Here is a 26,885-nt window from a genome sequence, read left to right as displayed (position 1 = left end):
CCCTGGGGCTCCCCCGATCCCCCCCATGGGGTCTACTCCGCCTCACACGTTCCGCCCGCGCCGCCCCCCCCCGCCCCCCCCCGCTTCCGGTCCGCAGGAGGTCAGATCTTCGAAGCCGCCGAAGCGATCGCGCTCGCGAAGCTCGTCACCTCGGTGTACACGCCGGGCGCGTGGGCGCGGGCGCAGCCGGTGCCCCAGCTCGTGATGCCGACCTGTACCCACTCGCCGGCCGTGTCGCGGCGGAACATCGGGCCGCCGGAGTCGCCCTGGCACGTGTCGACGCCGCCGGCGGAGACGTTGCCCGCGCAGATTTCCGCGTTCGCGATGAGGCCGGAGTAGTCGCCGCCCTGCGCCTTGCACGTCGAGTCGTTGACGAACGGCACCTGCGCCTTCAACAGGTAACGCTGCTGTGCGCCGCCCTCGGTCGCGGCGCCCCAGCCCGCGGCAGTGAACGTGCCGGTGTTCAGGGAAGCGCTGGATGCGAGCGGAAGCGTCGGGACGCCGCTGACGGGGCTCGCGAGCTTGATCAGCGCCCAGTCACCGCCGGTCGTGTCGTACGTGGTGGACCGGTAGACGTAGCTGGAGCGCACCTTTTTCGCGCTGGAGCTCTGCAGATCGACCACGCCGAGCGTCGCCGTGATCGACGAGTTCGAGCCGGTGCGCGAGACGCAGTGGGCGGCGGTGAGCACGATCTGCGGCGTGTACAGCGCGCCGCCGCAGCCCATGGAAAGCCTTACCATCCAAGGAAACTCACCTTGCGCTGCCCGGCTGCCGCCCACCACCTGGGTGCCGTTCGTCGACGGCGGCGGGCCGGCCACGGCGGGGGTCGCGAGCCCGACCGCGGCGGCCAGCGCCGTGACGCCGACGAGAGCTTTTCCGAGCAGGGTGAACCGTCTCTTGAAGGTCATGGGGGATCCGTCCTTCCGGTGTCCACATAGGAACGGGGATACGGGGAGTGATGACTCGACTACACCAGACCCCGGACAACCGGACAACCAACTTTCTTCGGATCTTTCGGGCGAGCGGTCCCCTCGTGCCATGGAACCGGTTCAGTGCCGGCCGGTCGGCCGCCGCACTGCGTAGGCCAGCGCCCCGAGCGCCAGCGCCGCGCACCCTGCCGCCACCGACGGCCACGGCAGGCTGAACGCCAGCACCCCGCATCCGAAAAGCCCCAGCACGGCGACGAACCGCGGCGCCGGGTTCTCGTCCGCCCGCAGCCGCAACGCCGCCGCGTTGGCGATCGCGTAGTACGCCAGCACCGCGAACGACGAAAACCCGATCGCCCCGCGGAGATCCACCGTCGTGGCGAGCACCGCCACCACCACGCCCACCGCCAGCTCCGCCCGCTGCGGCACCCCGAACCGCGGGTGCACCACCGCGAGCCCGCGCGGCAGGTGTCCGTCACGGGCCATTGCCAACGTCGTGCGCGAGACGCCGAGAACCAGCGCCAGCAACGAACCCAGCGACGCCAGCGTCGCGCCGGCCCGCACGACCGGCGAGAGCCACGGCGCCGCTGCCTCCGCGATCGGGTCCGCGCTCGCCGCCAGCCGCTGCGGCCCGAGCGTGAGCAGCAGGGCGACGGCGACCACGGTGTAGACCACCAGCGTCAGCCCGAGGGCGAGCGGGATCGCCCGCGGAATGGTCCGCGCGGGGTCTCGCACTTCCTCCCCGAGCGTCGCCAGCCGCGCGTAACCGGCGAAGGCGAAGAACAGCAACCCCGCCGCCGTCAGCACCCCGCTCCCGTCGAACGGCGCGAACGGCTCGGCCACGAACCCACCTGAGGCCGCACTCGCGACGGCCACCGCCAGCACCACCAGCGTGACCACCACGATCACCCGCGTCGCCAGGGCCGACCGGTGCACCCCGAGGAGGTTGACTCCCGTCACGGCCGCCACGACACCGACGGCGATCACCGCGCGCCACGGCTGCCCCAGCCCGGGGGCCGCGTATGCCACGACGGTCAGCGTCATCGCCGCGCAGCTCGCGGTCTTGCCGGTGACGAACCCCCAGCCCGCGAGGTACCCCCAGAACTCGCCGAGCCGCGCCCGTCCGTACACGTAGGTGCCGCCCGATTCCGGGTGCCGCGCCGCCAGCCGTGCCGACGACGTCGCGTTGCAGAACGCCACCACCGCCGCGATCCCCAGCGCGGGCAGCAGCCCGGCCCCCGCGGCGCCGGCCGCGGGCGCGAACGCCGCGAACACGCCCGCGCCGACCATCGACCCGAGTCCGAGGAACACGGCATCGGCCAGCCCCAACCGGCGTGCGAGCGGCATCGTGGGTTCCTCTCACCGGTGACGGGCAGCGACAGCCAACCACAGCGGACGGCCGGACGGGTCGGCAGATCAGCTCTGTCACACCTCGCGGCGCTCCCTCGTTCCCTTCGCGACCGTCCTTCGAAGGGAGACCCTGTGAACGCCGCACTCTGGACCGGGCAGATCGTCCTGGCCCTGCTCTTCGCCCTGTCCGGCTCGCTCAAGTCCACGATGTCACGGGAGCGCCTGCTCGAAACCGGCCAGACCGGCGCCGCCGCCTACCCGCTGCCCGTGGTCCGGTTCACCGCGATCTGCGAGCTCATCGCCGTGGTCGGCCTCATCCTGCCCCAGCTCACCGGCGTCGCACCGAGCCTCACGGGCTGGGCCGCCGTCGGCCTGGTCGTGGTGATGATCGGCGCCATGGCCATGCACGCGCGCCTCGCGGTCGTCCGGCACAAGGCCGCGGAGTGGCGCAACGTCACGGTCAACGCCCTGATCCTCGCCCTCGCGGTGTTCGTCGCCACCGGCCGCCTCTGACGGATACAACCCCGAGTCACTGCACCGCACGTCTTCACTCTCCGTTCCCCACCGCGAAACTCCCCATTCCCACCGCTGAACGACCGTGGCGCTCGTGCGAATCCTCATCGTCGGTGGCGGCGTCCTCGGCACGATGCACGCGTGGCAGGCGATCCACCGCGGCCACGACGTCGTCCACCTCGAACGTGAGCCCGAAGCCCGCGGCGCCTCCGTGCGCAACTTCGGCCTCGTCTGGGTCAGCGGCCGCGCGGCCGGTCCGGAGCTCACCACGGCGCTGCGCGCCCGCGAGCTCTGGCAGGCGATCGCCGAGCAGACGCCGGCGCTGGGGTTTCGCGCCAACGGCTCGCTCACGGTCCTGCGCACCGAAGCCGAGCGCGCCGTCGCCGAAGCCGCGACCACGAACGCCGACGCGGCCGAGCGCGGCTTCAAACTCCTCACCCCGGCCGAGACCCGCCGGCTGAACCCGGCGCTGCGCGGTGACTTCATGGCCGCGCTGTGGTGCGAGCGCGATGCGGCCGTCGAACCCCGCACCGCCCAGCCCGCCCTGCGCGCGTCGCTGCGAAAGACCGGCCGCTACACGTGGCTGCCCAGCCGCGAAGTCCGCACGCTGACCAAAACCGGCGTCACCGACGACCACGGCGACCACGGCGACCACCACGAAGGCGACGTCACGATCTTCTGCACGGGAGCGTGGCTCACCGGCCTCGTCCGCGAGCTCGCCGGTGAGGTCCCCGTCCGCCGCGTGCGGCTGCAGATGGCACAGACCGAGCCCCTCGGCGAGACGCTGACCACGAGCGTCGCCGACGCCGACAGCTTCCGCTACTACCCGGCCTTCCGCGGCGACGCGCTCGCCGAGCTCGGCCGCACCCAGCCCCAGGGCGACGTCGCCGCCGCCCACAAGATGCAGCTGCTGATGGTCCAGCGCCTCGACGGCTCGCTCACCATCGGCGACACGCACGAGTACGACCAGCCCTTCGGCTTCGACGTGACCGAAGACCCGTACGAGCACCTCGCCGAAGTCGCCGGCGCGCTGCTCGGCCGGCCGCTGCCGCGCATCCGCCGCCGCTGGGCCGGCGTGTACGCCCAGGCACTCGACCCGGCCGCGATCGTGCACCGGGAACGCTTGGCGGACAACGCTTTCCTCGTCACCGGGCCCGGCGGTCGCGGCATGACGTGCTCGCCGGCGATCGCCGCGGACACCGCGCGGGAGCTGGGCCTGTGACGACCGAGCTCGTGGTGCTGGACCTCGCCGGCACCACCGTCGTCGACGACGGTCTCGTGGTGCGCGCCTTCACCGCCGCGATCGCGAGCGCCGGAGTGTCCGAAACCGACGAGCGCTTCCCGGCGATGCTCGCCCACGTGCACGCCACCATGGGCCAGTCGAAGATCACCGTCTTCCGCGCTCTGTTGCCGACCGAGGACCTCGCGCAGCGCGCCAACGCCGAGTTCGAACGCGCCTACGCCAACCTCGTCGCGGCGGGGGAGTGCGAGCCCGTGCCCGGCGCGGAGGACGTGATCCGCGGGCTGCGCCACGGCGGCGTGAAGGTGGCGCTGACCACCGGTTTCGCGGCCGTCACGCAGCAGACGATCCTCGAGGCGCTGGGCTGGCGCGACCTCGCCGACCTCGCGCTCGCCCCGGGCGAGGGCCTGCGCGGCCGCCCGTACCCCGACCTCGTGCTCACGGCCGTGCTGCGCCTGGGCGTCACCGACGTGCGTTGCGTCGCCGTCGCCGGGGACACGCAGTCGGACGTGCGCACCGGCTTGTCCGCGGGCGCGCGTGTGGTGGCCGGGGTGCTGACCGGCGCCGGCACGCGCGCCGAACTCACCGGAGCCGGGGCGACGCACGTGCTGGACTCCGTGCGCGACCTGCCGGACGTGCTCGACTGAAGTTTCCGGCCGGCCCGTGCAACCACCCCGGCCCGGATTCCGTCCGCATGGTATGCGGACAATGGTGAAAGTCCTGGGTGTGAGCGTTCTGCTGCTTTCGGCCGCGGCGTGCGGCGGCGGAGGGGCCGCGCCGGCCGGACCGGGCCCTGCGAGCTCGTCGCCTTCTTCGTCGGTGCCGTCGGTGCCGTCAGTGCCGCCTTCCACCAAGCTGCCCCCGCCGATGCCGCTGCCGTCCCCGTCCGGCCCGCCGCAGACCCATCCGACGCAGGGCCCGCCGCCCGGCGACACGGCACCGGCGGCCGGCCAGATCGACGCGTCGGCGCTGCCCGCCGGCTATCCCCACGACGTGACGCTCGCGCAGGGCGGCAAGGTCGTCGTGATCCACGCCGACGAGGCCGGCTGCGACCACATCATGGCCGCCGCCGGCGAGGAGAACGCGCAGCAGGCCGTCGTGGTCGTCACGGTCACCAAGGCGCCCCACGGCCAGATGTGCCCCATGCACGTGCGCGAGGTGTCGCTGCCCGTGCCGCTGGCCGAGCCGCTCGGTGGCCGGCAGCTGGTGCTGCGCCCCGGCCCGTGAGCGGATGCAACCGGATGCTCCCCCCGTTCCGTCCTTGGCTCATGAGGTACTTGACGAAGCTCGTCGGCACAGGCTTGATCCTCGCCACGGTGACAGCCTGCGGCGCCCAGGGGACCATGGCCACGAACCCGGCGTCCGGAGGCGACCCCGCCGCGCCGAGCGGCAGCATCTCGACCTCGCCGTCGCCGGTGCCGAAGCCCCTGCCCAACCCGCCGGGCAAACCGCGCCTCGAGGTGCCGGCCGGCAGCACGCCGGTTCCTGCGGACAAGGTCGACGCGAAGGCACTGCCGCCGGGCTTCCCGCACGAGGTCTACACGGCCAACGGCGGCACGATCATCAACGTCCGTGCCGAAGAGGGCGGCTGCGGCCACGCCCTCGGCGAGGCGATCGAGCAGACCGCTCAGCACGTGGTGCTGGATCTGAGCGAGACCAAGGCGCAGACCGGCCAGATGTGCACGATGGACCTGCGTTATCCCTACATCTCCGTCGCGCTCGCCGCGCCGCTCGGCGAGCGGACGGTGGTCCTGAAGCAGTCACCGCCTCGGTGACGGCTTCGCAAATGCCGGCGCTGCGCGGCTCGTTCGGGGGGCTTTGGCCCGAGCCGCCCGGCACCGGCCGGACGGTCACCCGGGTGCCACCTCCCACCTTGGCACCTGGGTGATCTTCCCCGCGGCGCCCGCAGTCCGAATCGTGAGTGCGCCGACGGAGCCCTAGGCTCACCGGGCATGGGTACCCGCCAGATCTCGCGCACCGCCGTCGTCGCCGCCTCGCCGGAGCAGCTCTTCGACCTGCTCGCCGATCCGGCCAACCACCCATTGATCGACGGGTCCGGCACCGTTCGCGCCGGCCGTGACGGCGCTCCCTCGCGGCTTTCGCTCGGCGCGACGTTCGGGATGGACATGAAAATGGGCGCGCCGTACCGAATCAGCAACACCGTGGTGGAGTTCGAGGAGAACCGGCTCATCGCGTGGCGCCATTTCGGGGGCCACCGCTGGCGCTGGCTGCTGGAGCCCGCGGGCGACGGCCGGACCACCGTGACGGAGACGTTCGACTACTCCACCGCCCGTTCACCGCTGGCGCTGAAGCTGATGGGCTACCCCAAGCGCAACGCCGACGGCATCGAGAAGACCCTCGCCCGGCTTACGAAGATGTTCCCTGGCTGACCGCAATGCGGCGTGAGCTGTACCGCGTTCGGCGGTAGGCGCGGACAGTTAGTTGTAGTGTGCTAAATGTTAGGGTTCTACAACTAACTTCCGTGATGACCTTGAGGGGTGCCGTGCCGGAGCTCAGCCGTCGTCGGCGGCAGATCGTGCTGGCGGTCTGCTGCATGAGCCTGTTCATCGTCGGGCTCGACAACACGATCGTGAACCTGGCGCTGCCCTCCATCCAGCACGACCTGGGCGCGTCGGTGTCGAGCCTGCAGTGGACGATCGACGCCTACACGCTCGTGCTCGCGAGCCTGCTGATGCTGTCGGGGTCGACGGCCGACCGGCTCGGGCGGCGGCGCACGTTCCAGACGGGCCTGGTGCTGTTCGGCGTCGGCTCGCTGCTCTGCGGTGTCGCCCCCAGTGTGGGGCTGCTCATCGCGTTCCGCGCGTTGCAGGCCGTCGGCGGCTCGATGCTCAACCCGGTGGCGATGTCGATCGTCACCAACACCTTCACCGACCCGAAGGAGCGCGGGCGCGCGATCGGCATGTGGGGCGCCACGATGGGGCTGTCCATGGCCGTGGGCCCGGTGCTGGGCGGTGTCCTCGTGGGCGCGGCCGGCTGGCGGTCGATCTTCTGGATCAACGTGCCGGTGGTCATCGCGGCCGTCGTGCTCACCGCGGTGTTCGTGCCGGAGTCGCGCGCGCCGCGGCCGCGCCGGATCGACCCGGTGGGCCAGCTGCTGGTGATCGTGTTCCTCGCCGGGCTCACCTACGGCATCATCGAAGGCCGCGATCTCGGGTACGGCTCGCCGCGGATCCTCGTCGCGTTCGTGCTCGCGCTGGTCTCGCTGGCCGTGTTCGTGCCGTACGAACGAAGGCGGCGGGACCCGTTGCTGGAGCCCCGGTTCTTCCGCAGCGCGCCATTCTCGGGCGCCACGCTCACCGCCGTGTCCGGCATCGCGGCGATGGCCGGGTTCCTCTTCCTCAACTCGCTCTACCTGCAGGACACCCGCGGCTTCAGCGCGCTGCACGCGGGCCTGTTGACACTGCCGATGGCCATCATGTGCGCGATCTGCGCGCCCATCTCCGGCCGGCTCGTGGGCACCCGCGGCGCGCGGCTGCCGCTGGTGGGCGCGGGCATCGGCACCGTGATCGGCGCGCTGCTGATGCTCGACCTGTCTTCGACCACGCCGCTGTGGCGGCTGATCATCGCCTACGTCGTGTTCGGCATCGGGTTCGGGCTGGTCAACGCCCCCATCACCTACGCGGCGGTGTCCGGGATGCCGCGGGCGCAGGCCGGCGTGGCCGCGGCGATCGCGTCGACGAGCCGGCAGGTCGGCACGTCACTCGGTGTCGCGGTGATCGGTGCGGTCGTCACCGCCCGCGTCCACGGCCCGTTCGCCGAGGGCCTCGCGGCCGCCAGCCACGCCGGCTGGTGGATCATCGGTGGCTGCGGGCTGCTGGTGCTCGTGCTGGGGCTGGTGACCACCACGCGCTGGGCATACGCCACGGCGCGGCGTGTGGGCGTCGAAGAGGAAGCCGACACGGGACTGGTGAAGGCCTGACATGAGCGCCGACGACCACGAGATCGCGACCCGCGTGTGGGCTCGGCTGCGGGCCCTCGTCCTCGACCGGCACGAGCGCAAACGCGAGGTGTGCGAGGCGCTCGGCATGAGCTTCATCAAGATCAAGGCGCTGCGCCGGGTCGCGGCCAGGCCGCTGACGATGAGCGAGCTCACCGAGCAGCTCAACACCGACCGGCCCTACACCACGCACGTGGTCGACGAGCTCGTCCGCCGCGGCCTAGTGCTGCGGGAACCGCACCCGGAGGACCGGCGCAGCCGGGTCGTCACCGTCACGGCCCCCGGCGCCGTGGCCGCGGAACGGGCCGAGCGCATCCTGGGGGAGCCGCCGAAGTCGATGCTCGCGCTGTCGTCGGCGGAACTGGCCGAGCTGGACCGCCTCACCGCGCAGATCACCGACGACTGACCGAAGACGGCGCCCCCGCTCACCGGGCTCGGTGGGCGGGGGCGCCGGTTCTGTTCGGCTAGCGGAAGCTGATCTGCAGCACCGGTTCGCTGGTGGCGGCGAAGAAGTCGTTGCCCTTGTCGTCGATGACGATGAAGGCGGGGAAGTCCTCGACCTCGATCTTCCACACGGCTTCCATGCCGAGCTCGGGGTACTCGAGCACGTCGACCTTCTTGATGCAGTCCTTGGCCAGCCGCGCGGCCGGGCCGCCGATCGAGCCGAGGTAGAAGCCGCCGTGGTTCTGGCAGGCGGCCGTGACCTGCTTGGAGCGGTTGCCCTTCGCGAGCATCACCATCGAGCCGCCCGCGGCCTGGAACTGCTCGACATAGGAGTCCATGCGCCCGGCCGTGGTGGGGCCGAACGAACCGGACGCGTAGCCGTCGGGCGTCTTCGCCGGGCCGGCGTAGTACACCGGGTGGTCCTTGAGGTACTGCGGCATCTCCTCGCCGGCGTCGAGCCGCTCGGCGATCTTCGCGTGCGCGATGTCGCGCGCGACGACCAGCGGCCCCGACAGCGACAGCCGCGTCTTCACCGGCAGCTGCGAGAGCTGCGCGCGGATCTCGTCCATGGGGCGGTTGAGGTCCACGCTCACGACCTCGTCGGACAGGTCGTCCTCGGTCACGTCCGGCAGGAACCGCGCCGGGTCGCGCTCGAGCTGCTCGATGAACACGCCGTCGGCGGTGATCTTCGCCTTGGCCTGACGGTCGGCCGAACACGAGACCGCGATGCCGACCGGACACGAAGCTCCGTGGCGGGGGAGGCGAATCACGCGCACGTCGTGGCAGAAGTACTTGCCGCCGAACTGCGCGCCGATGCCGAACTGGCGCGTCATCTCCAGCACCTGCTGCTCGAGGTTCGGGTCGCGGAACGCGTGGCCCAGCTCGGAACCCTCGGTCGGCAGCGTGTCGAGGTAGCGCGCCGAGGCAAGCTTCGCGACCTTCAGGTTGAACTCGGCCGACATGCCGCCGACGACGATCGCCAGGTGGTACGGCGGGCACGCCGCGGTGCCGAGGCTGCGCAGCTTCTCGTCCAGGAACCGGGCGAGCCGCTTGGGGTTCAGCACGGCCTTGGTCTCCTGGTACAGGAACGTCTTGTTCGCGCTCCCGCCGCCCTTGGCCATGAACAGGAACTCGTAGGAAGGATCTGACGATTCCCCGGCTGTGTTGTCCTTGTGGTAGAGCTCGACCTGCGCGGGCAGGTTCGTTCCCGTGTTGCGCTCGTCCCAGAAGTTGGTCGGCGCCATCTGCGAGTAGCGCAGGTTCAGTTGCTGGTAGGCGTCGAAGATGCCCTCCGACAGGGCCCGCTCGTCGTCGCCGCCGGTGAGGACGCCCTCGGACCGCTTGCCGATGACGATGGCCGTGCCGGTGTCCTGGCACATCGGCAGCACGCCGCCGGCCGAGATGGCCGCGTTGCGCAGCAGGTCCATCGCGACGAACCGGTCGTTGCCGCTCGCCTCGGGGTCGTCGACGATCGCCCGCAGCTGCTGCAGGTGTGACGTACGCAACAGGTGCTGGATGTCCGTGATGGCCGTGCGGGCGAGCGTGGTCAGCGCCCCGGGGTCGACCTTGAGGAACTTCCGGCCGGCCGCTTCGACGGTTTCGACGCCGTCGGCCGTGACGAGCCGGTACTCGGTGGTGGTGTCCTTGCCGAGCGGCAGGACTTCGGTGTGCTGAAACGTGGTGGACGGCACAGCCAGGCTCCTTTGCCCTGATCGGGATCCGACCACGGTACTCAGCGACCCCCGGCTCCCCGCACACCCGCGCGACGACTGTGTTGCAGGGCACTCGGCCCGGGTCGTTCGCGGCTGCCCGACGGCCGTCCGCGCGGCCCCCGGAGTTTGGTTCGGGAGGCCGGGTCCACCCCGACGGACCCGACCTCCCGGGGAAAGCGGACGGATGCGTACACCCGTTCCGCGTGGCTCACCTGGCGTTCCGTTCGCCTGGCACGACAGTCTCGTGACGTAGGTCATAAGTCAACGCGGCCGAACGGGTGTTGCCCACACCTTGCTACCCAGTCACCAACAGCCTCAAACGCCGGTGATCGCTCGCCGCTCACGCCCGCGATCTTGCGAACTCCCTGAAACGCCGAAGACCCCGTGGACCGGGGGCCACGGGGTCTTCGGACTACTGATGCTTACGACGCGTACGCGCGCAGGCGGTCGGCCCGCTCGCCCTGGCGAAGCTTCGCCATGACCTCACGCTCGATCTGACGCACGCGCTCGCGCGAGAGACCGAAGTGCTTGCCGATCTGGTCCAGCGTGCGGGGCTGGCCGTCGTCCAGGCCGTAGCGCAGGCGGATGACGTGCTGCTCGCGGTCGTCGAGCGTCGCGAGGACGCGGCGCAGGTCGTCCTGCAGGAGGCCGGAGATGACGGCGCTCTCGGCGTCGGTCGCTTCCGAGTCCTCGATGAAATCGCCCAGCGGGGCGTCTTCCTCGGCGCCCACGGGCATGTCGAGGCTCACCGGGTCGCGCGACTGGTCGAGCAGGTTCGCGATCTTGTGGACCGGGATGCCCGATTCGGAGGCCAGCTCGTCGTGCGTCGCGTCACGGCCGAGCTGCTGGTGCAGGTCGCGGCGGATGCGGGCGAGCTTGTTGACCTGCTCCACGAGGTGGACCGGCAGCCGGATGGTGCGACCCTGGTCGGCCATCCCCCTGGTGATGGCCTGGCGGATCCACCAGGTGGCGTAGGTCGAGAACTTGAACCCCTTGGAGTAGTCGAACTTCTCCACGGCGCGGATCAGACCCAGGTTCCCCTCCTGGATCAGGTCGAGCAGCGGCATCCCCCGGCCGGTGTAGCGCTTCGCGAGCGAGACCACGAGGCGGAGGTTGGCCTCCAGCAGGTGGTTCTTCGCCACGTGCCCGTCGCGCACCAGCGCGGTGAGCTCGGTGCGGCGTTTGGTCGTGAGGTCTTCGGCGGTGTCGAGCATGTGCTTCGCGAACACGCCCGCCTCGATGCGCTTGGCCAGCTCGACCTCGTCGGCCGCGGTGAGCAGCGCGGTCTTGCCGATGCCGTTCAGGTACACACGCACCAGATCGGCGGCCGGGCTCTGGGCGTCGAGGTCGGCGTCCGTGAGCGTCCCCACACTCACGGGCTCCTCGTTCTGCTGTGCTGGAATCCCACGCTCGCGAATCCCGCGCGCTTCGCGTTCGAGAGTCTGGACTGACATTCTCTGCCTCCCCGGTCACGGGCTGAACGTGTCTCGCCGGTGCTGTGCCTTGGTGTCGGGCCCTGTGGAAACCCTGGCCTCCGGCCCAGCCGGCTTAGCTGGACACTTGTGGTAACGCGCCGGGTTTCCAAAACGTTCCCGGCTTCTGAAGAAAGGACGGCCACACCCGTCGCCTGGTTGCTCCACCAAAACTGAGCTTTTGCTGAGAAGCGTGCCACAGCGGGAATAATCATGAGAATTCCATGAGAATCCGCGCACGGGGTGAACCTCTTCGTGCCCGGTTACGTTCCCGGGCACCGAGGAGACAGTGGTCTAGACCTCGACGAGAACGGTGAACGGACCGTCGTTCACGCTCTCCACCGCCATCATGGCGCCGAAGCGCCCGGTGGCCACGGAAGCCCCACGGTCACGCAACTCCTGCACCACGGCGTCCACCAGGGGCTCGGCCACTTCCGGGCGCGCGGCGGCGACAAAGGACGGCCGGCGGCCCTTGCGCGTGTCGCCGTAGAGCGTCAACTGGGACACCACCAGCAACGGCGCGCCCGCGGTCGCGCAGGACTGCTCGTCGCGCAGGATCCGCAGTTCGTGGAGCTTGCGCGCCATCGTCGCCGCTTTCACCCGATCGTCGTCGGCGTGAATTCCCAGCAGCACCAACAGTCCCGGTTCTTCGAACGCGCCCGTCACCTCTCCGTCGACCGTCACACTCGCCCGGGTGACGCGCGCCGCGACGGCCTTCACCGTGACGTCAGAACCGAAGCCGGCACGAGCATCCCGTGCCGCACGAGCTCGCGCACCACGGGCAGCGCGGCAGCGGCCAGCTCGGCCGGGTCGAGGCCCTGCGCGGCCGCCAGCAGTTCCACGAGGTCCTCCAGTGCCAGCACGCCCCGGCAGCCCGCCAGCAGCCGCGTGGCGAGCTCGTCGACCTCGTGCTGCCACCCGGGCCCGTCGGTGCGGTGTAGGCGCCGCACGGTGGTCTCCCAGCCCTCGTCGCCGGGGGAGTCGACGCGTTCCAGCAGCACGCTGTCGGGCACGCGGAAGGCGGTGCCCATGAGCTCGTCGCCGTGCGTGCGCAGCCAGTCGACGCGGTCGAGCCAGTTCGCCGCCTCCGGGCCCAGTGGGTCGTCGTAAGCCTGGCGCAGGTCTTCGCACACCACGGTCGGCGTCTTCCCGGCCGCGCGGCGCAGCGTGACGAAGCCGAAGCCGATGCCCTGCACGCGGTTCTCGGTGAACCAGTCGAGCCACGCGGCGGCCTTCACCCGGCCTTCGGGCGAGCGCGGGTCGATGCCCTCGTCGCGCAGCCAGGTGCCCACGTACAGCGCGGGGTCGGCGACATCGCGCTGCACGAACCACGCGTCGGTTTCCGCCGGCAGCCAGCGCGCCACCCGATCGGCCCAGTCTTCGCCACCCGTGTGGAGCCAGGAAGCCAGTAGCTGCCCGGTGCCGCCGTCGTTGAGGAACCCCGGAAGCTGGCGCACGACGAGTGCGCTGGCGTCGTCGCCGGCCAGGCCCGAGTCGCGATAGGTGTAGTCCACGCGCGGCGGTCCGACCACGAACGGCGGGTTGCACACGATCTGGTCGAACCGGCGGCGCGCGACCGGCGCGAACCACTCGCCGCGCACCAGTTCCACGTCGAGCTCGTTGAGCCGGAACGTGCCGGCGGCCAGCGCGAGCGCCCGCGCGGAGACGTCCGTGGCCGTCACGCGCCGGGCGTGGCGCGTGGCGTGCAGGGCCTGCACGCCGTTGCCGGTGCCGACGTCGAGCAGTGTGCCGACCGGGCGCCGGCTGGTGGCGCGGATGAGGCTGAGCGACGCGTGGCCGACGCCGAGCACGTGGTCCTCGGGCACGACGTGGCCGAGCAGGTCGGCGTCGAGGTCGGCCACGACCCACCAGGAGCCCTCCTCGTCGCCGTGCGGGCGGATGTCGAGGGCGGCTTTGTACCCGTCGCCGTCATGAGAAGTCTCAGCGGTCGCGAGGATCCCCGCTGCGACGGCGGCTTCCGGTGTCAGCGGCGAAAAAGCGGACTCAACGGACTTTTCGGACTCGGTGAGGCCGAGCAGGAACAGCCGCACGAGCGTGCCGAGGTCGCCCGCGTCGAGGCTCGCGCGCCGGGCGGGCTCGGGCTCGCCGCGGCCGAGCGCCGCGTGGGCGGCGCTGCCGAGGGCGTCGACCACCCCGTCGGCGTCGTAGTCGGCGCGCCGGAAGGCCTCGCGCAACCGCGCGCAGACGTCGTCGGACAGGTCGGGCAGAGGCGTGTTCGTGCTCACGGTGGGTAAGCCTGCCACGATGGGTTCCGTGACCTCCCATGCCGTCGAACGTGTCCTCGCTCCGCTCGCCGCGGCCCTGCCCGGCCTGGAGGCGCTCTACGTCGACTTCCACCGCCACCCCGAGCTGGCGTTCGCCGAGACCCGCACCGCGGCCGAGCTGGCGCGCCGGCTCGAGGCCGACGGGTTCGAGGTCCACCCCGGCGTCGGCCGCACCGGCGTGGTCGGCGTGCTGCGCAACGGCGAAGGCCCCACGGTGATGCTGCGCGCCGACATCGACGCGCTGCCGGTCGAGGAGAAGACCGGCCTCGACTACGCGAGCACCGCGCGCGGCGTCGACGAGTCGGGCAAGGACGTGCCCGTGATGCACGCCTGCGGGCACGACATGCACGCGACCTGGCTGTCGGGCGCCGCGAGCCTGCTCGCCGCCGCGCGCGAGGACTGGGCGGGGACGTTGCTGGCCGTGTTCCAGCCCGCGGAAGAGGGGAACGGCGGTGCCTCCGAGATGATCGCCGACGGGCTGTTCGACCTCGCCGGGCGCCCCGACGTGGTCTTCGGCCAGCACCTCGTGCCCGGTCCGGCCGGCTGGGTCCTCACCAGGCCGGGTGTGCTCATGGCGGCCTCCGACACGCTGCGCATCACGCTGCACGGGCGCGGCGGCCACGGCTCGCGGCCCGAGACCACCGTCGACCCGGCCGTGATGGCGGCGTCGGTGGTGCTGAAGCTGCAGACGGTGGTCTCCCGCGAGGTCGCGGCCACCGAACCGGCGGTGGTCACCGTCGGCTCGCTTCACGTCGGCTCGGTCGGCAACGTCATCGCCGACGACGCCGTGCTCGAAGTCAACACCCGCGCCTTCGACGACGCGGTGCTGCTGCGGCTGCGCGCGGCCATCGAACGCATCGTGAACGCCGAGGCCGTGGGCGCGAACGCGCCGAAGCCGCCGACGATCGAGCTGCTCAATTCCTATCCGGCCACCTCGAACGACGAGACCGCTTCCGACGAGCTCACCGAGATGTTTCGCGGGCACTTCGACGAGGGCACCGTGCTGCCGGCGCCGCTCGTGACCGGCAGTGAGGACTTCGGCGAGTTCGGTGCGGCGGCCGGGGTGCCGTCGGTGTTCTGGCTGGTCGGGGGCCTCGAACCGCAGGAGGTGATCACGGCGATGACCGAGGGGCGGTTCGAGAGCGACATCCCGTCGAACCACTCGCCGCGCTTCGCGCCGATCCTGCACCCGACGCTCCGCGCGGGCGTGGAGACGCTCGTCGTCGCCGCGTTGTCACGGATGTCCCACCCGGGTGTCGGATGACGGCCCGGAGTGGGAGCATGGAAGACGTGGAGGTGGTGCTGTGAACGAGCCCGCCCGAGGTTCCGATCCCCGCCCGGCCCCGGTGCTGATCACCGAGGCGGAGCCGTCCTACGACGATCAGCTGGCCGCACGCAAGAAGAAGTACATCATCATGATGGTGTGCCGCATTCCGTGCCTGATCCTGGCCGGGCTGACCTACCACACGTGGTGGCTCGCGGTCACGTTCCTCGTGATCTCCGTGCCGCTGCCGTGGATCGCGGTGTTGATCGCCAACGACCGGCCGCCGCGCAAGACGCAGAACGTCAACCGCTACGAGCGGGAGGCGAAGCAGATCGAGAACCGCGAACACCGGGTGATCGACGGCTGAAGCCCGCTCGTGGGTGCTGCCGCCGGTTCTCGCCGGCAGCACCCACGGGTTTTCAGGCTCAGGGCTGGGGGCCGAGGCAGCTCACGGCCAGCGCGCCCAGCCGCGTCCCCTCGCGCAGGACATCCACAGTGGACTGCCCGGCGAGCCACGTGGTGAGCACACCCGCGTCGAACGCGTCGCCCGCGCCCGTGGAGTCCACGCACTCGGCCTCGACCGCCGGCACGGTGGTCACGCCGTGGGCGTCGACCCACGCGGCGCCGCCGAGGCCGGCCGTCACGACGACCGCGCCGACGGTGCCGAGCAGTTCCTTGGCCGACAGCGGATCGGCCGAACCCGTGAGCGCCACCAGTTCCTCGGTGTTGGGCATGAGCAGGTCGGTGCCGCGCACGTCGTCGAGGAACGCCGCCGGGTCGTGGATGTGCGCCGCCGCCTGCGGGTCGACCGACGTGGTGAGCCCGGCCTCCTTCGCCGCCGCCAGTGCCGCGAGGCCCGCGGGCCGCGACGACGGGTCGAGCAGCACGTAGCCCGACAGGTGCAGGTGACTCGCGCCGGCCAGCGCCTCGGGCGTCACGTCCTCGGGCCGGAACCGCTTGTTCGCGCCGCGGTCGGCGAGCATGCTGCGCTGTCCTTCGGCGTCCACCATCACGACGACGCAGCAGGTGGCGGCCTCGGGGTCGACCGCGAACGCGCAGCGCACGCCCGTCGCCTCCAGCTCGGCCTTGATCAGCCGGCCGCCCGAGTCGTCGCCGATGCGGGCCACGAGCGTGGTGTCGGCGCCCAGGAAACGCAGCCACAGCGCGGTGTTCGCGCCCGCGCCGCCGCCGGTGAACCGGATCTGTGCCCGGGCGTCGCCGCCGTGGGGGAGCGGTTCGTCGTGGCGGGCGACCACGTCGAGGCCGGCGTCGCCGACCACCACGATGCCGGTCACGCGCGCACCGCCGCTGCGACGGCGACCTCGGTGGCGAGCTTGGCGTTGTTGAGCACCAGGGCTTCGTTGGCGTCGATGCTCACGCCGCCGCTCGCGGTGTGGAAGTGCTCCAGCAGCACGGGCGTCACATCGGAGCCGTGCACGCCGCCTTCGCGCAGCTTCGCGAGCCCGTCGGCCAGCAGCCGGTCGTGCACCTCGCGGTCCATTTCGGACTCTTCTGGGATCGGGTTCGTCAGCAGCACACCGGAATCCGCGTACGCGCGGTGCGCGGCGATCACGGCGGCGGCTTCCTCCGCGTCGTCCACGCGCCAGCCGACCGGGTGGCCCGACGAGCGCAGGTAGAACGCGGGGAACTCGTCGGTGCGGTAGCCGAGCACCGGCACGGAGTTGGTCTCCAGCACTTCCAGCGTCGCCGCGATGTCGAGCACCGACTTCACGCCGGAGCACACCACGACCGTCGGCACCTTCGCGAGCACACCGAGGTCCGCCGACACGTCCCAGCTCTGCGCCGCGCCGAGGTGCACCCCGCCGAGGCCGCCGGTGGCGAAGACGCCGATCCCGGCCGCCGCGGCCAGCGCCGACGTGCCGGCCACGGTGGTCGCGCCCGAGCGGCCGAGGCCGACGGCCGGGCCGAGGTCGCGCAGCGAGAGCTTGTCCAGCCCGGCGCCGGGCGCGCACACGCGCTCCAGCTCGGCGGGCGACAGGCCGATCACCGGACGCCCGTCGAGCACGGCGATCGTGGCCGGCACGGCGCCGCCGTCGCGCACGACCTGCTCGAGGCGGTGGGCGACGTCGAGGTTGCGGGGGTGGGGCAGCCCGTGCGACAGGATGGTGCTCTCGAGGGCGACGACGGGGTGGCCGTCACGCAACGCCGAGGCGACCTCCTCGTGGAGGAAGAGTTGTGTGGTCACGGACGGACATCATCGGTGATCGCCGGCGTACTCCCGCCAGCGGGTCAGCTCGGCCGCCAGGTTGCGCCGCGCAGCCGTCTCCCAGCGGGCCCGCGCGGATTCGCTGCGGTACAGCAGGGGCCGGGCCAGCAGGTTCGCCAGCACCGCGGCGCGCCCGGCGGCCCAGACCGGGTCGTCGTACTTCGCGTACTCGCGGCGGACGGCGGCGGCGTACCCGGCGTAGACCGCGGGGGTGGCGCCGAGGATGGCGAGGTCGGCGTCGAGCAGGGCGGTGGCCGCTTCGTCGTCTTCCGGCGCTTCGTGGGCCGCGGTGGCGAGCACGAGGGCCTCGGCGCGCCCGACGTGGTGCGCGCCGGCGCCCGCCCGGGTGAGCCAGCGGCGCAGCCAGGCCGCGCTCGCGCGTTCGTCCTCGCCCGGCACGGCGTCGTAGACCACGTCGTGCGCCCACGCGGCCAGTGCGACGGCGGCGCACTCGTCGGGGCCGACGCCGGCTTCGGCGGCCAGCTGCGCACCGTCGCGCGCGACGGCCGAGGCGTGGGCGAGGTCGTGGTAGTGGCGGTGTGGTTCGCCGTAGCGTGCTTCGAGCTCGCGCCAGGCCTCGCGGGCCACGTCCTCGTCGCCGCCCACGTGCGCGACCGCGGCGCCCCAGGCCGTCACGAAGTGAACTCCCAGCGCGTCGGGGAAGTCGTGAAGTCCTTCTCCCGCAAGGCGAACACCGTCTCGGGCCGCACCCGCACGGACGCGTTCACGGCCGGGTCGAGGAAGTCGATCCCGTACCCCGTGTCGTACTTGGCGTTCATCGCGTCGAGGAATTCGCGGATCTCCTTCGCGTCGGATGCGAGCTCGGCCGGGCCACTGACCACCACCGGCTCCTCGGGGTCCTCCGTCGCGACGGACACGGCCGAGCCGGCCGCGACGTTGCGCGCCTTCACCGAGCGCAGCGACGAGGAGAACCACAGCACCGCGCCGGTCCACACGGCCCACACGGGCATGAGGTGGGGCAGGCCCGCGGGTGTGACGGTGGCGAGCCAGTAGTCGTGGGAGGTGCGCAGCCGCTCGTCGGCCCAGTGCCACGGCAGCAGCCCGGCCGAAGCGGGTGCGATGCCGTAGCCCGGCATGTGCGGCCTGGTCGCGATCGGTCCGTCCATGACGCGGCTCCCGCCCTCCGGCGCCCGTGAGTGCACTGACGATAGTCGCACGGCCGGTGATTCCGGCACCCGCGTGACTGAGGCATGATGGACTCGTGAGCACCGAGACGCTGACGAAGCCGGAGACCGACAGCACCGAGTCGACTGACGACGACTCCCCGAAGATGTTCCACTACGTGCGCAAGAACAAGATCGCCGAGAGCGCGGTCATGGGCACGCACGTGGTGGCGCTCTGCGGCGAGGTCTTCCCGGTCACGAAGTCGCCCAAGCCGGGTTCCCCGGTCTGCCCGGCCTGCAAGGAGATCTACGACGGCCTTCGCCCCGGCGGGGACAAGTAGGCACGACGAGCAGGTCCCGACGACCCGCCCCGGGCGTGGCCGCTCAGGCACGCCCGGGCGAACAAACGTGAAAATCATTCACCCGGTGGCTGTGGAGCCGGGGAAGAACTGGTAGATCTGCGATCCCGCCAGTTCCTTCCCGCAGGAGACTTCCACATGCGCAGAACCGGGATCGTCCTCGCCCTCGTCGTGGTGCTCGCGGCCGCCGTGCCGGGCCTCGCCCAGGCCGTCACCGGGTGGACCGCCGTCGGGTCCGACCGCGCCCGCCCGCTCGACGAGAGCCAGGGCCTCGCCACGATCGTCCGCCCGTCGGGCACCACCATCCGCTACACCGGCGTCGCCACGGTCGACGTCGGGCTGGCCGTGCAGGGCTGGAACCACGTCGGCGACCCTGGCTCGGCGCAGGGCTGGTACGTGGAGCCCTACCAGCGCGACGACCGCGGCGCGAAGCTCTTCCGCGTGCAGGCGCCCGACGGCACGCAGACCGACTACCGGCACGCGCTGGAGCCATGGGAGGCGAGCAACAACTCCTTCGCCGCCGTCTCGCCCGACGCGCGCTGGCTGGTGGCAGGCGAGTGGGGCACGATGGACCGCCTCCTCGTGCACCCGATGCCCGGCGTCGCCTTCACCGACCCGGCGCAGAACCTGACCTACGCCTCCGCGATCCGCCTCGACCACCAGGTCCGCGATGTGCAGGGCTGTGACTTCGTCACGGCCACGCGGCTGATGTGCGCCTCCGACGACCCCGACGGCAGCCTCTTCGGCACCACCAAACCGCTGCTGCAGGTCGACCTCGACGCGCCCCTGTCCGGCTCCGACGTGACCGGCCACGTGACGTCGCGGGGCCAGCTGCCGCTGCAGAGCGGGTGCAGCGGGAACTTCGAGGTCGAGGGCATCGACTTCGACGAGCGCGACAGCACCCTGCGCGTGATCGTGATGTCGCCGAGCGTCTGCATCGCCGTGGACAGCAAGACCTGGCGCTTCCGGCAAGGCTGACCCAGGCCGGTGAAGGGCATCTCTGCCGAGAGGTGCCCTTCACGGCAGCTTGCGCGCGGCGTCGTGACCGGACCGGTCGGGCAGCTCGTCCGCCGCGTCCTCGTCCGGAACCGCTTCCTCCTGCGCCACTTCGGGCTCGGCCCCGTCCGCGGTGTCAGGGCGTTTGGGGCGCCGCAACGGGATCGTGGTGCGGTCCCAGAGCTTGCGCCCCTCCTCGGCCCGCATCCGCTCGTTGGCCCGCTCCATCTCGAGCCGGCGCCACTTGCGGCGCTGGCGCCGGGTCGCCTTGGCGGGCCACAGTTCCTGGATCGCGCTGTTGAAGTACGCGCCGCCGACCACGGCCAGGCCGATGAAGAACATCAGCAGCAGGAACGCGATCGGCGCGGCGAGCGCGCCGTAGGTGTAGCCGGTCTTGGTGATCGCGTTGAGGTAGATGCGCAACCCGATGCTGGAGACCAGGAACACGAGCATCGCGAGCACCGCGCCCGGCAGCCCGCGGTGCCAGGGCAGCCGCCGCGGCAGCGCCAGCTTGTACAGAGTGGTCAGCGCCAGCACGATCATCACGCTCAGCACGGGGTAGTAGAGCGTGCCGACCCACGCCGACACCGTGCTGCGCCAGGCGACCGGGAAGAACTCCGGCAGCAGGTCCGGCCCGATCGCCAGCAGCGGCAGCCCGACGACGAGGATCACGAGCCCGCACAGGTACAGCAGCAGCGCGAAGATCCGTTGCCACACCTCGTTGCGCACGCCGTACTGGTCGTGGGCCACGGTGATGGCGTCGACGAACGACGACATCGCCGACGAGCCCGCCCACAGCGAGATGACGAAGCCCACCGACACGATCTCGCCCTTGCCGACCGTGAGGATGCTGTTCACCGTCGGCTCGATGATCTCCTGCACCGCATTGGTGCTGAAGATGGTGCGGGAGAACGTGATGATGCGGTCGTGCACGGCCGTGACGACCCCCTGGCCGAACCACTCGCCGACGAAGCCGAGGCTGCCCAGCAGCCCGAGCAGCAGGGGCGGGAGCGAGAGCGTCTGCCAGAACGCGGCTTCGGCCGCCTCGGAGAAGATGTTGCCGTCCCAGGCCTTGGCGAAGGTGCGCGTGATGAGGCGCCACGGCCCTTTGCGCGCCGTCTTCGTCGCCGTCGCCGCCTCGGCGTCCGGTCTCACCTCACCCATGGTGGGTCCCAGCATGGTCCATTCGCGGGAATTTGGCTCGTCGCGGGTCCCCTCTCCGGGCGTGTCGGGGGACATCACCCGTGGCGGTGCCGGGCGCCGCGGTGCCCGGAAGGTAAGCTGCCCGAAGTGCCCTCACCGCAGTCGCCGGCGTCGAAGCCGGTACCACAGTGGGGGTTTTCGCACGTCACGGCCGCGATTCGCGGCCCTGGGGAGGGGGTGAGCGAGGTTGTCCGAGACGACGACGCAGGGGGTCCTCGGGGCACCACCCGCCGAGCAGGACACCACCGCGCGTCCGCTGCGCGCATGGCAGCGCCGGGCGCTCACGAAGTACCTCTCGAGCAAGCCGAAGGACTTCCTCGCGGTCGCGACGCCCGGCGCCGGCAAGACCGTGTTCGGTCTCCGCATCGCCGCCGAACTGCTGTCGGACCGCACCATCGAGGCGGTCACGATCGTCACGCCGACCGAGCACCTCAAGCACCAGTGGGCGGGCGCGGCCGCGGCGGCGGGCATCGACATCGACTCGAACTTCCGCAACACCACCGGTGTCACGTCGTCGGACTACCGCGGCGTCGCCGTGACCTACGCGCAGGTGGCCGCGCACCCGACGCTGCACCGCGTGCGCACGGAGAACCGCAAGACCCTGGTGATCCTCGACGAGGTGCACCACGCCGGCGACGCGAAGTCGTGGGGCGACGCGACGCGTGAGGCGTTCATGCCCGCCGTGCGGCGCCTGGCGCTCACCGGCACCCCGTTCCGCAGCGACGACTCGGCCATCCCGTTCGTCACCTACGAGCCCGACGAGGGCGGCTTCCAGCGCAGCAAGTCCGACCACAGCTACGGCTACGCCGACGCGCTCGCCGACGGCGTGGTCCGGCCCGTGGTCTTCCTCGCCTACTCCGGCGAGGCCTCCTGGCGCACGAGCGCGGGGGAGGAGTTCACGGCGCGCCTGGGCGAGCCGCTGACCGCGGAGCAGAACGCGCGGGCCTGGCGCACGGCGCTCGATCCGTCGGGCGAGTGGATCCCCTCGGTGCTGCAGGCCGCCGACACGCGCCTGTCGCAGGTGCGCCAGGGCGTGCCGGACGCGGGCGGCCTGGTCATCGCCACCGACCAGGAGTCGGCGCGCGCGTACGCGAAGATCCTCGAACGCCTTTCCGGCCAGACGCCCACGCTCGTGCTGTCGGACGACCCGAAGGCTTCGGGTCGCATCAAGGAGTTCTCCGACTCCACCGACCGCTGGATCGTCGCGGTCCGCATGGTCTCCGAAGGCGTCGACGTGCCGCGGCTGGCGGTCGGCGTGTACGCCACGAGCGCCTCGACCCCGCTGTTCTTTGCCCAGGCCATCGGCCGCTACGTGCGGGCCCGCAAGAAGGGCGAGACGGCGAGCGTCTTCCTGCCCAGCGTGCCCGTGCTGCTGGAGCTCGCCAGCGAGCTGGAGGCGCAGCGCGACCACGTGCTCGGCAAGCCCCACCGCGAGAAGGACGGCTGGGACGACGAGCTGCTCGCCCAGGCCAACCGCACGGAGGACGAACCGGGCGAAGAGGAGAAGGCGTTCACCTCGCTCGGCGCGTCGGCCGAGCTCGATCAGGTGATTTACGACGGTAACTCGTTCGGGACCGCTGTCTTCTCCGGCTCGGACGAGGAGCAGGAGTACCTCGGCCTGCCCGGGCTGCTCGAACCGGACCAGGTCCGCGCCCTGCTGCGCAAGCGGCAGGAGGAGCAGCTCTCCGACGAGAAGCGCCGCAAGCCCGAGGCCGAGAAGGCCGCTCCGGCAGCCGCGCGGCCCCAGTCGGTGAGCGAGCGCCTCGGCTCGCTGCGCAAGGAGCTCAACGCGCTGGTCGGCGTCTACCACCACCGCACGAAGAAGGCACACGGCGCGATCCACAACGAGCTACGCAGGGTGTGCGGCGGCCCGCCGACCGCCATGGCGACCGTGGAGCAGCTCGAAGAGCGGATCGTCACGCTGCGTTCCTGGTGACCCCTGCTTCCTCGCCTCCGATCCGCCCAAACACCCCATCGGGTGCGTTGAACGCAACCAACGCCACAGTGGGGCGATGCGGAGGGTGTGGCGGGGTTGATTACTGAACGTGTGTGGGCGACCCCGTTGAGGCGTCAGGCTCACGAAGAGTCAGCGAAGTCGATCTCGTCACGCTCGGTGCGCACTGGCGATCACTCCGTCAGTGGATTTACCCTTTCCGGGCTGTGGTCGGGCCGTGTTGCGAAACCGTGTCCAATTGGTGTCATTTAATCGATCCAGCTATCTTCCGCGAAGCTGCTCAGCGGCATATGTTGTCGGCCACAACATATGCGCGTCGGTGCGCCGGGCCTTCCGGATCACCGCCCCGCGAGCATGATCCGGAAGGAACGAGGATGCGCAGCAGAACCCTTACCCTCCTTGCCGCCACGGTGAGCGCCGGCCTGGTGCTGACCGCGTGCGGTGCCAACTCGAACTCCGGGGGCACGGGGGACAGCTCCGCCTCCGGCTCGGCCTCCGCCCCCGCCGGCGGCGGCGCGAACGGCAAGGTCGGCGTGATCCTGCCCGAGACCGCCACCTCCGCCCGGTGGGAGGCGTTCGACAAGCCGATGCTCCAGGCCGCTCTCCAGGCCCAGGGCTTCACCGCCGACATCCAGAACGCCCAGGGTGACAACCAGAAGTTCTCGACCCTGGCCGACGGCTTCATCAGCCAGGGCGTGAAGGTCTTGGTCATCGCCCCGTCCGACCCGGCCGTCGGTGCCGCGATCGAGGCCAAGGCGAAGACCGCGGGCATCCCGGTCATCGACTACGACCGCCCGAGCCTCGGCGGTTCGGCCGACTACTACGTCTCGTTCGACAACGAGAAGGTCGGCGAGATCCAGGCCCAGGGCATGGTCGACGCGCTGAAGAACAAGCCGGGTGCCTCGGTCGTCCAGATCGAGGGCGCTCCGACGGACAACAACGCCACGCTGTTCGGCGACGGCCACGACAAGGTCCTCAAGCCGCTGTACGCCTCGGGCGCGCTGAAGCTCGTCCGCAAGCAGGCCATCAACGACTGGGACCCGCAGCTCGGCGGCACGACCTTCGAGCAGATCTTCACCTCGGCCGGCGGCAAGGTCGACGGCGTCGTGGCGGCGAACGACGAGCTCGCCGGCGCGGTCATCACCGTGCTGCAGAAGAACGGCCTCAACGGCAAGGTCCCCGTCACCGGCCAGGACTCGACCGCGGCCGGCCTGCAGGCCATCCTGCGCGGCGACCAGACGCTGACGATCTTCAAGCCGATCAAGCAAGAGGCCGAGAACACCGCGAAGCTGGCCGCCGCGCTGGCCAAGGGTGACAAGGCCGCCGCGGACGCGATCGCGACCGGCACGCTGCACGACCCGCAGAACAACCGCGACCTGAAGTCGGTTCTGCTCACGCCGCAGCTGATCACCGTCAACGACATCAAGACCGTGGTCCAGCAGGGCTACGTCAAGGCGTCGGACATCTGCACCGGCGACCTCGCCGCCAAGTGCACCCAGTACGGCATCTCCTGAGCTGACTGAGTAGCACACCCCCAAAACAGCCGGGCCGGGATGCGTTCCCCGACAACGCATCCCGGCCCGGTACCCACGCGAGAGATATGCGAACCCCATGAGCGAGCCCATTCTCGACATCAAAGGTCTGAACAAGAGCTTCGGCCCGGTCCACGTCCTCCACGACGTGGACTTCGCCGTGCGGGCGGGTGAAGTGACCGCGCTCGTCGGCGACAACGGCGCCGGCAAGTCGACGATGGTCAAGTGCATCGCCGGCATCCACCCGTACGACACGGGAACCGTGCGGTTCAACGGCCAGGACGTCCACATCCACAGCCCGAAGGACGCGGCCGATCTCGGCATCGAGGTCGTGTACCAGGACCTCGCGCTGGCCGACAACCTCGACATCGTCCAGAACATGTTCCTCGGCCGCGAGCGCGGCAGCCAGTGGCTGCTCGACGAGGCCAGCATGGAGAAGGCCGCGCGTGAAACGCTGGCCTCCCTGTCGGTGCGCACGGTGAAGTCCGTGCGCACGCCCGTCTCCGCGCTCTCCGGTGGTCAGCGCCAGACGGTCGCGATCGCCAAGTCGGTGCTGTGGAACAGCAAGGTCGTGATCCTCGACGAGCCGACCGCCGCCCTCGGTGTCGCGCAGACCCGGCAGGTGCTGGACCTGGTCCGCCGGCTCGCGGAGCAGGGCCTCGGCGTGGTGCTGATCAGCCACAACATGGCCGACGTCTTCGAGGTCGCCGACCGTATCGACGTGCTGTACCTGGGCCGGCTCGTCGCCGAGGTCCAGACCAAGGATGTGACCACGAACCAGGTGGTCGAACTCATCACCGCCGGCCGGTCGGGCGATCTCGGCTTGGCCCGCCCCGAAGCCGTCGTGCTGTGAGCAACGAGAAAGAATCGCAGATGACTGAGACTCCAGCCAAGGCCCCGCAGCCGGACCAGGCGAACGCGATCGCCGACTTCGGTATCGACACCACGTCGATGTCGACGGGCGAGGCGATCAAGGACTACTTCGCGCGGATGAAGGACGGCCAGCTCGGCTCGGTCCCGGCCGTGCTCGGCGTGATCGTCCTGGCGATCCTGTTCAGCGCCCTCTCGAGTGACTTCTTCACGCTTCGCAACATCGCGAACCTGCTCGCCCAGGGCGCGGGCCAGACCATCATCGCGATGGGCATCGTGTTCGTGCTGCTGCTCGGCGAGATCGACCTGTCGGCCGGTACGGCCTCCGGTGTGTGCGCCTCGCTGATGGCGCTGCACTACGTGCACAACGGGAACCTGCTGGGCACCATGGGCAGCGGCGTGTTCATCACGTTCATCGCCGTGCTCGCGCTCGCCGTGATCCTGGCCGTGCTGCAGCGGATCTGGGCCGGGGCGGTGGTGGCGGGGATCGGCATCGTGGTGATCCTCATCGGTGTCCCGGTGAACGCGTGGCTCGAGATGCTGATCGCGATCTGCACCGGCACGGCCATCGGCTGCATCACCGGTTTCCTCGTCTCGAAGATCGGCATGCCGTCGTTCGTCGTGACCCTGGCGCTGTTCATCGTGTGGCAGGGCGTGATCCTGCAGTTCATCGGTGAGGGCGGCACGCTGCCGATCAGCACGAGCCAGACGCTGAACGCGGTGGCCAACGGAAACCTGTCGGTGCTGGGCAGCTGGATCCTCTTCATCGTCGCGGCCGGTGGTTACGCGCTCGTGGCTCTGGGGCAGCACTTCTCGCGGCTCAAGCGTGGCCTCGTGGTGCAGCCCACGCCGATCGTGCTGTTCAAGGTCGGCCTGGTCGCGGTGATCGCGGGAGTCGCGACGTACCTGCTCACCGTCAACCGCTCGTCCAACAACCTCGTGGTGATCGAGGGCGTGCCCTTCGTCGTCCCGATCGTGCTGGCGCTGCTCGTCGCGGGCACCTACGTGCTCAACCGCACGCGCTACGGCCGGCACCTCTACGCCGTCGGTGGCAACCAGGAAGCGGCCCGCCGCGCCGGTATCAACGTGCCGAAGCTGCGTACCAGCGTGTTCGTGATCAGCTCGACGTTCGCGGCGATCGGCGCGATCGTGTACTCGTCGAAGATCGGCTCGGTCAACCCGCAGTCCGGTGGCCTCAACACGCTGCTGTTCGCGGTGGGCGCGGCGGTCATCGGTGGCACGTCGCTGTTCGGCGGCAAGGGCCGGATCATCGACGCGGTGATCGGTGGTGCCGTGCTGGCGATCGTGAACAACGGCCTGGGCCTGCTCCAGCAGACCGCCGCCGTGGTGAACATCGTCACCGGTCTCGTCCTGCTGCTCGCGGCGACCGTCGACGCGCTGTCGCGGCGCCGAGCGGCTGCGTCGGCACGCTGACGCCCGATGTCACGTTCAAGCC

27 protein-coding genes are annotated in these 26,885 nt (G+C 70.9%); 16 read left to right on the top strand and 11 right to left on the bottom strand.

The genetic code is table 11. From position 1 onward, the window contains the following. Window positions 1–101 precede the first annotated feature (101 nt). Both AB0M56_RS12880 and AB0M56_RS12875 read right to left on the bottom strand, forming a co-directional pair. On the bottom strand, window positions 102–908 hold the full coding sequence (locus tag AB0M56_RS12880; protein WP_364174469.1) for a serine protease: 807 nt from the start codon (window positions 906–908) through the stop codon (window positions 102–104). A 141-nt stretch (window positions 909–1,049) separates the two neighbouring features. Next, entirely contained in the window at window positions 1,050–2,273 is a 1,224-nt protein-coding gene (locus tag AB0M56_RS12875) for an amino acid permease (RefSeq protein WP_364174467.1), read from the bottom strand. Window positions 2,274–2,408: 135 nt separating this feature from the next. On the opposite strand from AB0M56_RS12875, the gene AB0M56_RS12870 reads away from it, so the two are divergent. The 8 genes from AB0M56_RS12870 to AB0M56_RS12835 all read left to right on the top strand — a co-directional run bounded on the left by AB0M56_RS12870 (window position 2,409) and on the right by AB0M56_RS12835 (window position 8,393). Then, complete coding sequence (locus tag AB0M56_RS12870; RefSeq protein ID WP_364174464.1) at window positions 2,409–2,789, top strand: DoxX family protein; 381 nt, start codon at window positions 2,409–2,411, stop codon at window positions 2,787–2,789. Between the two features lie 94 nt (window positions 2,790–2,883). Continuing rightward, window positions 2,884–4,011, top strand: coding sequence for a TIGR03364 family FAD-dependent oxidoreductase (locus AB0M56_RS12865; protein WP_364174461.1), 1,128 nt, complete (start codon window positions 2,884–2,886; stop codon window positions 4,009–4,011). Further along, a complete protein-coding gene (locus AB0M56_RS12860; protein WP_364174458.1) occupies window positions 4,008–4,676 on the top strand; it encodes a phosphonatase-like hydrolase in 669 nt (222 codons plus the stop codon). Before AB0M56_RS12865 ends, AB0M56_RS12860 begins: the two co-directional genes overlap by 4 nt. A 79-nt stretch (window positions 4,677–4,755) precedes the next feature. Further along, window positions 4,756–5,256 (top strand): hypothetical protein, encoded by a 501-nt coding sequence (locus tag AB0M56_RS12855; protein ID WP_364174455.1) that lies wholly within the window; start codon window positions 4,756–4,758, stop codon window positions 5,254–5,256. Between the two features lie 41 nt (window positions 5,257–5,297). After that, window positions 5,298–5,804 carry a hypothetical protein gene (locus AB0M56_RS12850; protein ID WP_364174452.1) on the top strand — a complete coding sequence of 169 codons (507 nt, stop codon included), beginning with the start codon at window positions 5,298–5,300 and terminating at the stop codon, window positions 5,802–5,804. 177 nt (window positions 5,805–5,981) lie between these two features. After that, window positions 5,982–6,419 (top strand): SRPBCC family protein, encoded by a 438-nt coding sequence (locus AB0M56_RS12845; protein ID WP_364174450.1) that lies wholly within the window; start codon window positions 5,982–5,984, stop codon window positions 6,417–6,419. A gap of 95 nt (window positions 6,420–6,514) precedes the next feature. Next, window positions 6,515–7,969: an MFS transporter gene (locus tag AB0M56_RS12840; RefSeq protein WP_364174447.1), complete on the top strand. Its 1,455-nt coding sequence runs from the start codon at window positions 6,515–6,517 to the stop codon at window positions 7,967–7,969. A gap of 1 nt (window position 7,970) precedes the next feature. Beyond that, a complete protein-coding gene (locus AB0M56_RS12835) occupies window positions 7,971–8,393 on the top strand; it encodes a MarR family transcriptional regulator (RefSeq protein WP_220238307.1) in 423 nt (140 codons plus the stop codon). 58 nt (window positions 8,394–8,451) lie between these two features. Here the strand turns inward: AB0M56_RS12835 and AB0M56_RS12830 are convergent, their stop codons facing one another. The 4 genes from AB0M56_RS12830 to AB0M56_RS12815 form a co-directional block, all read right to left on the bottom strand. Further along, window positions 8,452–10,122, bottom strand: a complete 1,671-nt coding sequence (locus AB0M56_RS12830; RefSeq protein WP_364174444.1) for a fumarate hydratase — start codon at window positions 10,120–10,122, stop codon at window positions 8,452–8,454. A gap of 443 nt (window positions 10,123–10,565) precedes the next feature. Beyond that, window positions 10,566–11,597 carry a sigma-70 family RNA polymerase sigma factor gene (locus AB0M56_RS12825; RefSeq protein WP_364174441.1) on the bottom strand — a complete coding sequence of 344 codons (1,032 nt, stop codon included), beginning with the start codon at window positions 11,595–11,597 and terminating at the stop codon, window positions 10,566–10,568. A gap of 312 nt (window positions 11,598–11,909) precedes the next feature. After that, window positions 11,910–12,335 carry a D-aminoacyl-tRNA deacylase gene (dtd, locus tag AB0M56_RS12820; protein ID WP_364174438.1) on the bottom strand — a complete coding sequence of 142 codons (426 nt, stop codon included), beginning with the start codon at window positions 12,333–12,335 and terminating at the stop codon, window positions 11,910–11,912. Continuing rightward, window positions 12,332–13,861 carry a methyltransferase gene (locus tag AB0M56_RS12815; protein WP_364174436.1) on the bottom strand — a complete coding sequence of 510 codons (1,530 nt, stop codon included), beginning with the start codon at window positions 13,859–13,861 and terminating at the stop codon, window positions 12,332–12,334. Before AB0M56_RS12815 ends, dtd begins: the two co-directional genes overlap by 4 nt. A gap of 19 nt (window positions 13,862–13,880) precedes the next feature. Here AB0M56_RS12815 and AB0M56_RS12810 point away from each other — a divergent pair, with 19 nt between their 5' ends. Both AB0M56_RS12810 and AB0M56_RS12805 read left to right on the top strand, forming a co-directional pair. Then, window positions 13,881–15,164, top strand: coding sequence for an amidohydrolase (locus AB0M56_RS12810; RefSeq protein WP_364174433.1), 1,284 nt, complete (start codon window positions 13,881–13,883; stop codon window positions 15,162–15,164). A 40-nt stretch (window positions 15,165–15,204) separates the two neighbouring features. Further along, window positions 15,205–15,531, top strand: a complete 327-nt coding sequence (locus tag AB0M56_RS12805) for a DUF3099 domain-containing protein (RefSeq protein WP_364174431.1) — start codon at window positions 15,205–15,207, stop codon at window positions 15,529–15,531. A 58-nt stretch (window positions 15,532–15,589) separates the two neighbouring features. Here AB0M56_RS12805 and AB0M56_RS12800 read toward each other — a convergent pair whose 3' ends face one another. The 4 genes from AB0M56_RS12800 to AB0M56_RS12785 are packed head-to-tail and all read right to left on the bottom strand — an operon-like array spanning window position 15,590 to window position 18,518. Then, a complete protein-coding gene (locus AB0M56_RS12800) occupies window positions 15,590–16,459 on the bottom strand; it encodes a carbohydrate kinase family protein (protein WP_364174428.1) in 870 nt (289 codons plus the stop codon). Then, the gene (locus AB0M56_RS12795; RefSeq protein ID WP_364174425.1) at window positions 16,456–17,370 is read right to left on the bottom strand and encodes a pseudouridine-5'-phosphate glycosidase; all 915 of its coding nucleotides are present in this window, start codon (window positions 17,368–17,370) and stop codon (window positions 16,456–16,458) included. The genes AB0M56_RS12800 and AB0M56_RS12795 overlap by 4 nt, the downstream gene beginning before the upstream one ends. A 9-nt stretch (window positions 17,371–17,379) precedes the next feature. Further along, the gene (locus tag AB0M56_RS12790) at window positions 17,380–18,027 is read right to left on the bottom strand and encodes a hypothetical protein (protein ID WP_364174422.1); all 648 of its coding nucleotides are present in this window, start codon (window positions 18,025–18,027) and stop codon (window positions 17,380–17,382) included. Further along, complete coding sequence (locus AB0M56_RS12785; RefSeq protein WP_364174419.1) at window positions 18,024–18,518, bottom strand: pyridoxamine 5'-phosphate oxidase family protein; 495 nt, start codon at window positions 18,516–18,518, stop codon at window positions 18,024–18,026. Before AB0M56_RS12785 ends, AB0M56_RS12790 begins: the two co-directional genes overlap by 4 nt. Before the next feature lie 95 nt (window positions 18,519–18,613). Between AB0M56_RS12785 and AB0M56_RS12780 the strand changes: the two genes are divergently transcribed. Both AB0M56_RS12780 and AB0M56_RS12775 read left to right on the top strand, forming a co-directional pair. Then, window positions 18,614–18,856: a DUF3039 domain-containing protein gene (locus AB0M56_RS12780; protein WP_364174416.1), complete on the top strand. Its 243-nt coding sequence runs from the start codon at window positions 18,614–18,616 to the stop codon at window positions 18,854–18,856. 156 nt (window positions 18,857–19,012) lie between these two features. Then, complete coding sequence (locus tag AB0M56_RS12775) at window positions 19,013–19,852, top strand: hypothetical protein (RefSeq protein WP_364174414.1); 840 nt, start codon at window positions 19,013–19,015, stop codon at window positions 19,850–19,852. Window positions 19,853–19,891: 39 nt separating this feature from the next. Here the strand turns inward: AB0M56_RS12775 and AB0M56_RS12770 are convergent, their stop codons facing one another. Beyond that, complete coding sequence (locus AB0M56_RS12770) at window positions 19,892–21,034, bottom strand: YihY/virulence factor BrkB family protein (protein WP_364174411.1); 1,143 nt, start codon at window positions 21,032–21,034, stop codon at window positions 19,892–19,894. Window positions 21,035–21,260: 226 nt separating this feature from the next. Between AB0M56_RS12770 and AB0M56_RS12765 the strand changes: the two genes are divergently transcribed. The 4 genes from AB0M56_RS12765 to AB0M56_RS12750 all read left to right on the top strand — a co-directional run bounded on the left by AB0M56_RS12765 (window position 21,261) and on the right by AB0M56_RS12750 (window position 26,863). Further along, window positions 21,261–23,009, top strand: coding sequence for a DEAD/DEAH box helicase (locus tag AB0M56_RS12765; RefSeq protein WP_364174408.1), 1,749 nt, complete (start codon window positions 21,261–21,263; stop codon window positions 23,007–23,009). A 392-nt stretch (window positions 23,010–23,401) separates the two neighbouring features. Continuing rightward, complete coding sequence (locus tag AB0M56_RS12760) at window positions 23,402–24,541, top strand: substrate-binding domain-containing protein (protein WP_364174405.1); 1,140 nt, start codon at window positions 23,402–23,404, stop codon at window positions 24,539–24,541. A gap of 97 nt (window positions 24,542–24,638) precedes the next feature. Further along, on the top strand, window positions 24,639–25,412 hold the full coding sequence (locus AB0M56_RS12755) for an ATP-binding cassette domain-containing protein (protein WP_354873475.1): 774 nt from the start codon (window positions 24,639–24,641) through the stop codon (window positions 25,410–25,412). A gap of 20 nt (window positions 25,413–25,432) precedes the next feature. Then, window positions 25,433–26,863 (top strand): ABC transporter permease, encoded by a 1,431-nt coding sequence (locus AB0M56_RS12750; protein WP_364174401.1) that lies wholly within the window; start codon window positions 25,433–25,435, stop codon window positions 26,861–26,863. Window positions 26,864–26,885 lie beyond the last annotated feature (22 nt).

This window comes from Amycolatopsis sp. NPDC051372, from assembly GCF_040682095.1.
GTDB lineage: Bacteria > Actinomycetota > Actinomycetes > Mycobacteriales > Pseudonocardiaceae > Amycolatopsis.
The sequence above is the reverse complement of the archived record's forward strand: the minus strand, read 5'-3'. Positions and strand labels throughout refer to the sequence as shown.

What these genes read in the sequence shown, in the direction of transcription:
- AB0M56_RS12880 (WP_364174469.1), bottom strand. Translation starts at nt 908, where the DNA reads ATGACCTTCAAGAGACGGTTCACCCTGCTCGGAAAAGCTCTCGTCGGC.
- AB0M56_RS12875 (WP_364174467.1), bottom strand. Translation starts at nt 2,273, where the DNA reads ATGCCGCTCGCACGCCGGTTGGGGCTGGCCGATGCCGTGTTCCTCGGA.
- AB0M56_RS12850 (WP_364174452.1), top strand. Translation starts at nt 5,298, where the DNA reads ATGAGGTACTTGACGAAGCTCGTCGGCACAGGCTTGATCCTCGCCACG.
- AB0M56_RS12845 (WP_364174450.1), top strand. Translation starts at nt 5,982, where the DNA reads ATGGGTACCCGCCAGATCTCGCGCACCGCCGTCGTCGCCGCCTCGCCG.
- AB0M56_RS12840 (WP_364174447.1), top strand. Translation starts at nt 6,515, where the DNA reads ATGACCTTGAGGGGTGCCGTGCCGGAGCTCAGCCGTCGTCGGCGGCAG.
- AB0M56_RS12835 (WP_220238307.1), top strand. Translation starts at nt 7,971, where the DNA reads ATGAGCGCCGACGACCACGAGATCGCGACCCGCGTGTGGGCTCGGCTG.
- AB0M56_RS12825 (WP_364174441.1), bottom strand. Translation starts at nt 11,597, where the DNA reads ATGTCAGTCCAGACTCTCGAACGCGAAGCGCGCGGGATTCGCGAGCGT.
- AB0M56_RS12810 (WP_364174433.1), top strand. Translation starts at nt 13,881, where the DNA reads ATGGGTTCCGTGACCTCCCATGCCGTCGAACGTGTCCTCGCTCCGCTC.
- AB0M56_RS12785 (WP_364174419.1), bottom strand. Translation starts at nt 18,518, where the DNA reads ATGGACGGACCGATCGCGACCAGGCCGCACATGCCGGGCTACGGCATC.
- AB0M56_RS12775 (WP_364174414.1), top strand. Translation starts at nt 19,013, where the DNA reads ATGCGCAGAACCGGGATCGTCCTCGCCCTCGTCGTGGTGCTCGCGGCC.
- AB0M56_RS12770 (WP_364174411.1), bottom strand. Translation starts at nt 21,034, where the DNA reads ATGGGTGAGGTGAGACCGGACGCCGAGGCGGCGACGGCGACGAAGACG.
- AB0M56_RS12760 (WP_364174405.1), top strand. Translation starts at nt 23,402, where the DNA reads ATGCGCAGCAGAACCCTTACCCTCCTTGCCGCCACGGTGAGCGCCGGC.
- AB0M56_RS12755 (WP_354873475.1), top strand. Translation starts at nt 24,639, where the DNA reads ATGAGCGAGCCCATTCTCGACATCAAAGGTCTGAACAAGAGCTTCGGC.
- AB0M56_RS12750 (WP_364174401.1), top strand. Translation starts at nt 25,433, where the DNA reads ATGACTGAGACTCCAGCCAAGGCCCCGCAGCCGGACCAGGCGAACGCG.